Annotated in this window: 11 protein-coding genes and 1 pseudogene; 1 reads left to right on the forward strand and 11 read right to left on the reverse strand. The window is 56.6% G+C overall.

Annotated elements, in window-relative coordinates; translation table 11 throughout:
• From O6929_06070 to O6929_06105, 8 genes and pseudogenes are all read right to left on the reverse strand, one after another.
• The coding region (locus O6929_06070) for an NAD(P)H-binding protein (GenBank protein MCZ6479952.1) at nucleotides 1-198 on the reverse strand (198 nt) is incomplete at its 3' end.
• Between the two features lie 71 nt (nucleotides 199-269).
• Nucleotides 270-743: a MarR family winged helix-turn-helix transcriptional regulator gene (locus O6929_06075; GenBank protein MCZ6479953.1), complete on the reverse strand. Its 474-nt coding sequence runs from the start codon at nucleotides 741-743 to the stop codon at nucleotides 270-272.
• 268 nt (nucleotides 744-1,011) lie between these two features.
• Complete coding sequence (locus O6929_06080; GenBank protein ID MCZ6479954.1) at nucleotides 1,012-1,476, reverse strand: inorganic diphosphatase; 465 nt, start codon at nucleotides 1,474-1,476, stop codon at nucleotides 1,012-1,014.
• Nucleotides 1,477-1,550: 74 nt separating this feature from the next.
• Nucleotides 1,551-2,555 (reverse strand): glucokinase, encoded by a 1,005-nt coding sequence (gene glk, locus O6929_06085; GenBank protein MCZ6479955.1) that lies wholly within the window; start codon nucleotides 2,553-2,555, stop codon nucleotides 1,551-1,553.
• A complete protein-coding gene (gene pgl / locus O6929_06090; GenBank protein MCZ6479956.1) occupies nucleotides 2,552-3,322 on the reverse strand; it encodes a 6-phosphogluconolactonase in 771 nt (256 codons plus the stop codon). The genes glk and pgl overlap by 4 nt, the downstream gene beginning before the upstream one ends.
• Before the next feature lie 66 nt (nucleotides 3,323-3,388).
• Entirely contained in the window at nucleotides 3,389-4,453 is a 1,065-nt protein-coding gene (locus O6929_06095; GenBank protein ID MCZ6479957.1) for a glucose-6-phosphate dehydrogenase assembly protein OpcA, read from the reverse strand.
• A 102-nt stretch (nucleotides 4,454-4,555) separates the two neighbouring features.
• The gene (gene zwf / locus O6929_06100; protein MCZ6479958.1) at nucleotides 4,556-6,094 is read right to left on the reverse strand and encodes a glucose-6-phosphate dehydrogenase; all 1,539 of its coding nucleotides are present in this window, start codon (nucleotides 6,092-6,094) and stop codon (nucleotides 4,556-4,558) included.
• 136 nt (nucleotides 6,095-6,230) lie between these two features.
• Nucleotides 6,231-6,758: pseudogene (locus tag O6929_06105) on the reverse strand (NAD(P)H-dependent oxidoreductase).
• A 170-nt stretch (nucleotides 6,759-6,928) separates the two neighbouring features.
• Between O6929_06105 and O6929_06110 the strand changes: the two are divergent.
• Complete coding sequence (locus tag O6929_06110; GenBank protein MCZ6479959.1) at nucleotides 6,929-7,294, forward strand: hypothetical protein; 366 nt, start codon at nucleotides 6,929-6,931, stop codon at nucleotides 7,292-7,294.
• Nucleotides 7,295-7,298: 4 nt separating this feature from the next.
• On the opposite strand, the gene O6929_06115 is transcribed toward O6929_06110, so the two are convergent.
• From O6929_06115 to O6929_06125, 3 genes are all read right to left on the reverse strand, one after another.
• On the reverse strand, nucleotides 7,299-7,835 hold the full coding sequence (locus O6929_06115) for a DUF2721 domain-containing protein (protein MCZ6479960.1): 537 nt from the start codon (nucleotides 7,833-7,835) through the stop codon (nucleotides 7,299-7,301).
• A 36-nt stretch (nucleotides 7,836-7,871) separates the two neighbouring features.
• Nucleotides 7,872-8,093, reverse strand: coding sequence for a hypothetical protein (locus tag O6929_06120; GenBank protein MCZ6479961.1), 222 nt, complete (start codon nucleotides 8,091-8,093; stop codon nucleotides 7,872-7,874).
• A gap of 215 nt (nucleotides 8,094-8,308) precedes the next feature.
• On the reverse strand, nucleotides 8,309-9,730 hold the full coding sequence (locus tag O6929_06125; GenBank protein MCZ6479962.1) for a Glu/Leu/Phe/Val dehydrogenase: 1,422 nt from the start codon (nucleotides 9,728-9,730) through the stop codon (nucleotides 8,309-8,311).
• Between the last annotated feature and the right edge of the window lie 386 nt (nucleotides 9,731-10,116).

Genomic DNA, 10,116 nt, shown 5'->3' on the forward strand with positions numbered 1-10,116 from the left:
CATGGCGGCCCGCACCGAGGCGAGGTCCAGGAAATCTCCCAGGACCACCTTGGCTCCGAGCGCCTCCAGGCGTTCCGAACGCTCGTCTCGACGGCGCACGAAGGCGCGCACCGGGAAATCTTTCTCGAGCAGTTGCTTGACGACTTGGGAGCCCGTTTTACCCGTGGCTCCGGTGACCAAAATCATCGGCTTTGACATGATTGTTCCTCCTTGTCTCATGAATGGGTTTCCGGATTCCGCGTATCCCTACGCTCAATTGCCCAAAAAATTCAGCTCGTCCGGGTCAACGCCACGGTGGTCCTCAGATCCGACAACAGCCGACGAAATCGCTCTGGACCCAGGCCTTTGGCGACCTGGGCTTGGACGCCCTTCCAAAAGGGGTAAGCCTGGGCCAAAGCAGCACGGCCTCCGTCTGTCAGAGTCACTTCTCGCTCGCGCCGGTCCTGCCCCGACGCGATCCGAATGAGCTTCTGCTGCTGGAGAATCTTGAGGTTGCGGGTCAATGTCGTGCGGTCCGTCACCGTCTCCTCCGCCAGGCGGGTCACGGTCACCGGCCCCAGTCTCTTCGTCACCGCAAGGATGGAAAATTGCGTCACCCGCAGCCCGCTTGGCCGCAATACGTCATCGTACAATTGGCTGATTGCTCGGGCTGCCTTACGGATGTTAAAGCAGGCGCAGGCCGGTGCCTCTTCGGCGAACTTGCCTATCTGTTGCTCTACCGCGTCACGTTCCTTCTTCACCATCCTCCCAGTTCCTCCACTACAAGGTTCCCTCGAATCACATATTTAAGTGTATATACACCTATTGTTCGTTTGTCAAGTGTTTTTTTCGACCGCCGGCCGTGCCACCGGCAGTTGCACTATTTCGACGCCGACAGTTAGGTTCAATGACTTGCTACCTTTTGCAGCGGGGCGAAGAGGCTCCAGGTCGCTTAGCAAAGCCGTTACGGAACTCGGGAGCAGTTTCAGACTGGTCGCTTAGACTCGGCTAACCAGGGAGGAGGGGAAGTAATCACTGGTTCCGGTATCTGTGTTGCGATTCCCTGATGACCTTCAGGGCCGCATCACGGTCCTCCCATCCCTCTACCCCGGTCTTTTTCTCTTCCAGGTCTTTGTAAATGGCGAAAAAGTGCGCTATCTCCTTGAGGAGATGGGGAGGCACATCTGCAAGGCTCTCGATGTAATTCCACAGCGGATCCGAAACCGGAACACACAGGATCTTCTCATCCAGACCCTTTTCATCCCACATTTTGAATAGTCCTACCGGCCTTGCTTCAATCAGGCAGCCGGGGAAGGTCGGTTCCCAGACCAATACCAAGGCATCCAGCGGGTCTCCATCCTGGGCTACCGTGTCCGGAATAAAGCCGTAATCACTCGGATAATGGACAGCGGAAAAGAGCATCCGATCGAATCTGAGCACCCTTTTCTCTTTATCGTACTCGTACTTATTCCGGCTCCCTTTGGGGATTTCGATCATCACGGTAACGCTTAATCGCTCCTTCTTCGCAGCCACACCCCTCTCTCCTACTCAGTCTCCACACGTCGATCCGCTTATTTTTGAAGCATGGTCGCGCGCCGTGCGGCTCCATAGAGCGCTGTCTTCGGGTTCAGGATGACTCGAACCGGGATGGCCTCTAGCACCGAAGAGAGTCGCCCTTTGTCAGTAAACGCTCTCATAAATGTTCCATCACGGAGCTTTTCAATGATTTTTGGGGCGATGCCGCCGCCGACGAAAACACCTCCGACGGCCATAACCTTGAGCGCAAGATTGCCCGCTTCCGCTCCGTATATCGACACCAGCATATCCAGCGCCTTGACGCACAGCCCGTTTTGATTGGCGAGAGCGGCCTTCCCGATGGCAGCGCTTGGATCATCCTGTTGCAACTTTTCGGTGAGCCAGTCTGGCTCCTCACCGTAACCCGCGTCTCTGAGAAAGCTGTAAATGTTAAACAGGCCGGGGCCCGAAACCAATCGCTCGTAACTGACACGGGTGAGGCGATCCAGGAGATAGTACAGCAGCTCAATCTCGAGGGCATTGCGCGGGGCAAAGTCGGCGTGGCCACCTTCAGAAGCCATCGGGATGAAATCTGTCCCGTCCCAGTACAGCATGGCCTCCCCGAGTCCTGTCCCTGCGGCTATGAGCGCCCCATTTCCCTTTTGCCGCAATGATCCTTTGTTGAGTGTGATAAATTCCTCAGTCCCCAGACACGGGATGCCATACCCGGTAGCCTCCAAATCGTTGATCAACTTGACGGCTTCGAGGCCGAGCACCTCCCTGAGCCTTTCTGCGGTGATGACCCAGGGCAGGTTAGGGGTCTCGCAGCGATCCTCCACCACGGGCCCGGCCACGCCAAAGCAAGCACTGGAGATCTGTTCGATGGTGACCGATGGCTCGCGGCTGGTGGCTTGGTCGAGGAATGCACGGGTCATGTCTTCAAGCCCTGAGTAGTCTCGGCTGGACAAGGTCCGCTCGACAACAGGCGAGAGTTTCCCGCCCTTGATGGTAAAGAGTGCGAGATTGCTTTTGGTCCCACCGACGTCACCTGCCAGGATCATTTTTCTTTCGCTCCAGAGAGGCTCAGTTCTTTCCCTGCCTCACGGTCGACGATGAACACGAGCTTGCCTTCCACCGGGCGAATGAGCTGGGATGGAAGATGCTGAGGCTGGTGTTCGCCCTCGAGCACCTTTTTCAACATCGACGCCTTGGACTTTCCCGAGACCAAAAACACCACGTTCGCCGCATGATTGATCACAGGCACGGTCAGCGTGAGACGATAGGTGCCGAGTTTTTCGACGTAGTTGGAGGCGACCAGCCGCTCGTTCTCCGCAAGCGCAGTCGTCCCCGGAAAGAGAGAGGCAGTATGCCCGTCCTCTCCCATTCCCAGCAAGATCAGGTCAAAGATCGGTAGCTCTTCCGCCGCCAACTCGAAGAACTCTCTCAGCGTTTGCTCGTACGCAACTGATGCGCGGGTATAATCGTCTAGCTCCGCTGGCATCCGGTGAATGTTCTGTGCAGGAATGGGGGCCTTATCCAGCAGCACCTCCCGCGCCATGCGGTAGTTACTCTCTGGATGATCCGGTGCAACACAACGCTCATCCCCCCAGAACAGATGTATCCTCGACCAGGGTACCTGCTGTCGGAACTCATTCGCTGCCAGCAGCGCGTAAAGCAGCCTCGGGGTCGAGCCGCCCGAAAGCGCCACCGCGAATCGACCTGTAGATGAAACTGCCTCGTCAGCCAGCCGGACAAACAAATCCGCCGCTCGTTGGCTGACCTCCTCCGGATCGCGGCACACAAATATGTCTCTACGATTCCCTCTCATCGTGCCCAACAGCAGGATTCAGGACCCCTTGTCCGGGCTGCGAAGACCGAAACGACCGACGCCCCTCTAACCCTGAATTTGCACCCCTGCGAAAAAAGCGAGTGCTTGCTCATACACGGTGTCGTGACCGAGAATTTCCAGCTCTCTGCTGATGAGCTGCGCCTCACGCTGGTCCCCCACAGGGAAGACCCTCCCGTCCAGCTTCGTGCCCGCCAGCTCCACCGTGGTTTGCAAGTAGGAGCCATCGTCACAGCAGGAGACCACGAATCGCGCCGACGGCTCGCTCTCGACAGTGAGTCTCAGCGCGTTGAGTCCACCTTGGGCACCCTCCGTGGGAGGGGTCGTCTTGATCCGGAGGGTGATCGGTCCATGCTCTGACGCTAACGCCACGTGACACCCATGTTCCCCGCTCCACTGAGGCTTCGATGTCGGCCGCCATTTCAAACGGCTTGCTAACCAGCATGCGATCAGGAGGGCTTGGCTGGGAATCGAGTGACGATCGGCGTGGTCGTGCGTGCACTCGATCTCCACCCGATTTAGCCGCGCCAGGTGGGCACGCCAATCAGGAGAATCGAAGAATGCTGCAACCGAGACACGCCAAGGTGTGAGCCGCGACCAACTCAGGTCTCTGAAGGCGGTCCACTGCGCTCTTTGATTGATGAGCGTGGCAAGCTCAACAAGCCCCTCCTCGGGATTCGGCAAATTGGCTGAGTCAATAATCACGCGGTCTGAGGTCGTGGCCAGCTCGTCAAAGACGCGACTTTCGAAGCTGGGGACGTCACGCCACCACAAGACGACAGGGAGATCCGGGACCAGCAGCGGACGCACGAGACTGGGTAGCTGACTGATCCCTTCGCCTTCGGGGGTGATCATGATTTGCTCACAGCACACTTGCTTGTGACCTCCGCCCGACAGGTGACACTGGGCTGTCACCCAGGCATTGAGAGCCGACTCGGCAGCGTCATAGTTAGGGAGTATCACAAAGATCCGACTGGGATGCTGGGTCGTCACATCGGCCATGATTTGGCTCACTTCCACGGCCGCATTCTCACCAGGCGCATACACCAAGAGATTCAAGACACACGCCCTCATGACCGGCTCTCGGTGTTCCGCTTCGGTCACTTCGGCCATCTGTTCCCACAGGTTGCGCAAGTCACGCTCGATCGTTTGCGCGCTTACGCCCCTCGAGCTTTGTGTTGCGTTTTCCACTTCCATATTCTCTACTTCACGACCTTAGGGTCGTCTCCACCGCCGACCGTCTCGCTCGATCAATTCATCCGCCTCCTTCGGCCCCCAACTTCCTGCTTCGTAGTTGGGGAAATTGCTGGCTGGCTGCTGCCAGGCCTGTAGAATGGGCATTGCCAGCTCCCAGGCGACTTCTACCATATCGCCCCTGGCAAAGAGGGTGGAGTCACCCACCAATGCATCCAGCAAGAGCCGCTCGTAGGCTTCGGGCACCCTCTTGCCAAACGAGGTCCCATATTGAAAATCCATCCTGACTGTCCGGATATTGATCGCCTGGCCGGGCATCTTGGCGTTGAAGTTAAGCGAGATGCCCTCATCCGGCTGAATACGGAGGATCAGGGCATTGGGTTCGAAATGTCCGCTGACCACGTGCTTGAACAACAGATGAGGCGCGCGCCGAAACTGGATGGCCACCTCGGTAACCCGCTTGGGCAAATGCTTGCCCGTCCTCAGATAAAATGGCACATCCGCCCAGCGCCAGTCGTCGATGAGGAATTTGACGGCGGCGTACGTCTCGGTGTTTGATTGAGGGTTCACACTATCTTCGTGCCGGTACCCCTTGACCGGTTGCCCCCCCACCGAGCCCTCGCCGTACTGTCCCCGGGCGACGAACTGACCCACCTCGTCGATCGTGATGGGGCGGATCGCACGCACCACTTTCGTCTTTTCGTCTCGGACGGCGTTCGCCTCCATGGCGGCTGGGGGCTCCATCGCGACGTGCGCCAGGACCTGAAGTAGGTGGTTCTGTATCATATCCCGAAACGCCCCCGCCTGTTCGTAATATCCGCCGCGAGCCTCGATACCAATGCCCTCAGCCGCGGTGATTTGCACGTGGTCAATGTAGCGCCGATTCCAGATAGGTTCGAAAATCCCGTTGGCGAATCGCAGAACCATAATGTTTTGAACGGTTTCCTTCCCCAGGTAGTGATCGATCCGGTAGACCTGGTCCTCCGTGAAGACCTCCAGAACCTCCCGATTGAGCGCCCGCGCACTTTGCAGATCATGGCCGAATGGTTTCTCGATGATGATGCGGGTCCAGCCTCCATTGCTCGAGCGGTTCAGGCCCGTGGCCCCAAGCAGCCGGATGATATCGCTGTACAGGCTGGGGGGCGTTGAGATGTAAAAGAGGCGGTTGCCCGCGGTTCCCCGCTCTCGGTCGATTTCGGTCAACAACTGACTGAGGTTGTCGTAGCTCTCCGGTTTTTTGGGGTCGGTGGGAGTGTAAAACAGACCGGCCGCGAAACTTTCCCAGACAGCGCTATCGACAGGACCGGCATCGGAATACCGATTGACGGCGTCACGCATCGCGGCGCGAAAGGCCTCGTGGTTCATCGGGGTGCGCGCACTGCCCACGATGGACAACCCGCTCGCCAGCAAGTTCTGTTTGGCCAAACTGTACAGGGCGGGGACGAGCTTGCGCTTGGTTAAGTCCCCGGAAGCGCCAAAGATGACGGTCACGCAGGGTTCAGCGGTGCGTTCGAGGCGCAGGCCCTCGCGCAAGGGATTCTCAAATCCAGCAAGTTCCATAGTTCAGCCTCTCATCCAGAATCTACCAGTCCTGAGTCATCTGTCACCAGCCACTAATCACCATCTTACTCAGGCACTCCCCTCACCATCGCCTCAAGCGCCACCCGGGGACAAATATTGGCGTGGATGTAGTCGATCAAGTTCGTGGCAACGCTCCGGATCCGTTTCTCGGTCGCGGGATCGAGGCACCGCCCCTCCGCACGAACACTTTTTGAACTCCTGCCACGGAGACTGGGCCCGGCAGGACGATGGCCCCAATGTGGGAGCAGACGCTGCGCAGGTGCTCCAGCGCCTTGATCGCACCGATCGCCCCTGAGGCCACCCCGAGGAGTGCCACCGGCTTGCCTGCCATGACCGAGGGAAAGCCAAGGTTCTCGATGACCAGCTTGATGACACTGTTCTAGCTGCCGTGATACTCCGGCGTCGCCAAGACCACGCCGGTCGCCTCCGCCACAGCCGCTTTCAGGGTCCGCATTGGGGGGGACCCATCTCCAGTCCCGGGCAGCGGCAGCTCCATTGCGCCAGGATCGATCACCCGGAGTACAATCTCGGGGTGCTTGCGGAATTCGTCAATTACCAGCGCCAGCGCTTTCGAGGTGGAATTCCCGGACCGCACACTGCCCGAGACTGCCACAATCCGAATTCCATGCTTTTGATCATTCATCGCCTGCTCCCTTTATGTCGGTAGAAAGTTTTCGCCTGATCTGATTATGAAACCGGTGCCTATTGTATCAACAAAAAGACTCGACGAGTTTGTCAGCCCTTGAAATCTCCTCCCCGGTAGGGTAGCATGGCAGCATTAGCGAGGCAAAGTTGCAAACAGAGGTTTGACTCATGCGCTCGTACCTGGCAAAAAGTATCTTTGTAGGCCTCGGGATCATTCTGGCCTCTCCTTTCCCGATGGCGCTTGCCAATTCTGATCTTACCTTTCGGTGGATGGAGGTTCTCGTCAGCCGCGTTGAGCCGACATATCGTGAGCTACACCTGCTCAATTATCGATCAGGTCTCACCCCTACGGGTTTTCAGGTCCCCGGGTGGGTGAACCTACACGAGTACAAAGTCGGAGACCACCTCCTGGCCAGCGTCGGTATCAACAATACTTTGATCGCCTACCTTCGCAAAACACCCCCACCCACGGGTGACAAGCAGTACGAGGAGGCACTTCGCCGTCTTCTCGCCGAGGAGGGTCGGACCCCTTGATTCATCACGCCCGGCCTCCTTCACTCGATCCCGTCCCTTCAGGGTCCACGAAGATCGCCTTCTCCAGCGTATGGACGAATTGGATCTCGCGTTTCATCGTATGAAATGCGAGACGGTTCTCGAGCAACATCAAGAGACTGGCGACAAGAAACAGAAGAATTCCGATAATCGCGAGGATGACAGGAACAAATGCCATCTGACTGCCGGTTAACATATCAACACCAACCGCAATGCTGGTCGCCACAAAGAAACCGACCGTCCCATACAGCAGGCTCAAGGCGATCAGGATCATCTTGCCACGCCGTTCGTAATACTGAAATTCCAGGCCGATCTGTCGCCGCCGCTCTGTCGGATGGTCGGTGCATCTTTCCAAACGAATATCTTCAGCCATCTGGGCAAGGGTGCGCACCCGATCCATGACACGTGACAGGCGCATGTGACAGCCAGTGATGAGGTTCGCACATGCCAAGAGCATGATGGCGGGCGTGATCAGGGCGGTGAGAAATCCCAAGGCAAGCGTCTCTACCGTCAGGCCTTGCATGGCTGTCCCTTCTTCACTATGAATCGAATGATCACGCTACTCCACGAGCTCCAAGTACTTCAACCCCGAGCCGGTGTTTAACAATACAATCGTAGCCTCTGCTCCAACAATCCCATCGGCAAGCAAGCGCTTGAGGGCCGCCAGGTCGTGCCGTGGCAAGAGCACCTTGCCGCACTTCGAACAGGTGCGCATCGGCTGGTGTGCTGAGTACTGTACATTGCCCAACGTACATTCCAGGTGCGAAAGGTAGCTCTTCATGGCGACCCCTATGCGAAAACGGGCCTTATCATACCACACGTGACAAGAGTATGATTCGACCCCTTTCGACAGGGGCGCATCAGAAATAGCAGATAATGAGTTAGCCGACGAAGTAGCCGACGATGGCCACTGCCAGCCCCACTATGAACACGTCCATATCGCTTCGGAAGATCCCACGGCTGGAAGAGAGGGGGGACGAAACGTGGGTAGTCAGATTAGGGAAAAATTCCCAATTCGAAATAGCATGTGGCGATCTTGTTAATGGCGCTGATGAATGCCGCCGTTCGTAGGGTTGGGATCTTCGGATCTTTTTTCCATATCTCGCGGATCCGATCGTATGCGACGATCATTGTTTCCTCCAGACCGGAATTCACAAGATCAATCTCGTCTGCGCCGCGGGCGATCGCCTGCCTCTCCGTTTCAGAAAAACTCTTCCCAGTCGCCGTTTCAACTGCGCGAAGCATTCTTCCATATGCTGCCTGCTCGAACCGCTTGCCCACCCGGCCAAACCGGACATGGGAAATATCTTTTAACCACTCAAAATACGAGACAGTCACGCCGCCGGCATTCACGTAGATATCAGGAATCACCAGGACGTTTTTTTTGAGGAGAATCTCTTCCGCCGCCACCGTGGTGGGACCGTTGGCTCCTTCTGCTACAATCCTCGCTTTTATCAAGGGTGCATTTTCTTCGGTGATCTGATCTTCGAGAGCGGCCGGTATTAAAATGTCACACTCGAGCTCGAGGGCTTCAGCACTCTTTGGTACATTCGTTGCCTCTGGAAAGTTGAAAATCGACCCAGTTTCTTTCCGGTGCTTCACCACATCATCGATATCCATACCTTTTGGATTGTAGATGGCCCCCTCGGATACGGCTATTCCGACGATAAGGGATCCCTCTTCCTGGCTAAACTTTGCGGCGAAATACGCCACGTTTCCCAAGCCCTGTACCACGATTGTCTTCCCTTCCAAACCTGTGGATAGTCCCAGGCTCTTCATATCCTCTTTGTAACTACACGCTTCGCGAAGACCTAGGAACACCCCCCGGCCGGTCGCTTCCTCCCTTCCCCGAATTCCTCCTTGGGTGACAGGTTTACCGGTCACGCAAGCTAGCGCATCGATCTGTCCGGGGTTGAAGGCAATGTAGGTATCGGCAATCCACGCCATCTCTCTGGGTCCGGTCCCATAGTCTGGGGCGGGCACATCCACTCCCGGACCGATGAAATTCTTCTTGATGAGCTCGGCCGTGTAACGCCGAGTGATTCGTTCCACCTCCTGGGTTGTGTACTTTTTGGGATTGATCTTCACTGCCCCCTTCGCCCCACCAAATGGGACATCCACAATCGCACACTTGTACGTCATTAACGCGGCCAGAGCCTTCACTTCATCTTCATTCACCTGCGCCGAATACCGTATACCCCCTTTGACCGGAAGCTTGTGATGGCTGTGTTCAACCCGCCAGCCTGAAATGACCTCATAGCCTCGCTGGGATTGGATGGGAAATTTAAAAGCATAGATACTGTTGCAGGCTTTGATTTGGTCAAGCAGACCTTTCGGATGTGATGTGAAGGCCGCGGCTTTGTCGAAATTCAACGATACGTTCTCAAAAAAGCTCAGATGAGCTTTGGGGTTACCCATGGCGATTCTCCTCTGATATTAAAACTCACCAGCTTTAGCTCCTTTTAAGCTACCATCCTACGAAGTCCTTTGAACCACTTAACCCTTGTACTCAAGGCCAGTCTTTCTGGACGCGCAAACTCATAAGAGCTCGGCGGCGCATCTACCAAGCCTGAACCGATTGCAATGTCCATGCCGCTCCTGAAGATCCCACGGCCGGCCGGGAGAAACACCTTGACAAGGCGGAAGCGGGTTCAGTAAGAAGAAGGCACCAGTCGTATCTCGCGTCTTTTTCAACCAGGATTTCCATTTTCCATCCAGCCCACGAGTGTGGACCACGGTCGTGTGGCCGGCGCCAACATGGCCGCGGCAACAGTCCGCTACCCAGGTAGCCTCCTCATGAACGT

Source organism: Candidatus Methylomirabilota bacterium (assembly GCA_027293415.1).
In the GTDB taxonomy this organism is placed as follows: domain Bacteria; phylum Methylomirabilota; class Methylomirabilia; order Methylomirabilales; family CSP1-5; genus CSP1-5.

Excerpts from the sequence above, each read along its gene's own strand:
- glk (MCZ6479955.1), bottom strand. The coding sequence starts at position 2,555 with ATGATCCTGGCAGGTGACGTCGGTGGGACCAAAAGCAATCTCGCACTC.
- O6929_06110 (MCZ6479959.1), top strand. The coding sequence starts at position 6,929 with ATGCGCTCGTACCTGGCAAAAAGTATCTTTGTAGGCCTCGGGATCATT.
- O6929_06125 (MCZ6479962.1), bottom strand. The coding sequence starts at position 9,730 with ATGGGTAACCCCAAAGCTCATCTGAGCTTTTTTGAGAACGTATCGTTG.
- O6929_06120 (MCZ6479961.1), bottom strand. The coding sequence starts at position 8,093 with ATGAAGAGCTACCTTTCGCACCTGGAATGTACGTTGGGCAATGTACAG.
- O6929_06075 (MCZ6479953.1), bottom strand. The coding sequence starts at position 743 with ATGGTGAAGAAGGAACGTGACGCGGTAGAGCAACAGATAGGCAAGTTC.
- O6929_06115 (MCZ6479960.1), bottom strand. The coding sequence starts at position 7,835 with ATGCAAGGCCTGACGGTAGAGACGCTTGCCTTGGGATTTCTCACCGCC.
- zwf (MCZ6479958.1), bottom strand. The coding sequence starts at position 6,094 with ATGGAACTTGCTGGATTTGAGAATCCCTTGCGCGAGGGCCTGCGCCTC.
- pgl (MCZ6479956.1), bottom strand. The coding sequence starts at position 3,322 with ATGAGAGGGAATCGTAGAGACATATTTGTGTGCCGCGATCCGGAGGAG.
- O6929_06080 (MCZ6479954.1), bottom strand. The coding sequence starts at position 1,476 with ATGATCGAAATCCCCAAAGGGAGCCGGAATAAGTACGAGTACGATAAA.
- O6929_06095 (MCZ6479957.1), bottom strand. The coding sequence starts at position 4,453 with ATGGCCGAAGTGACCGAAGCGGAACACCGAGAGCCGGTCATGAGGGCG.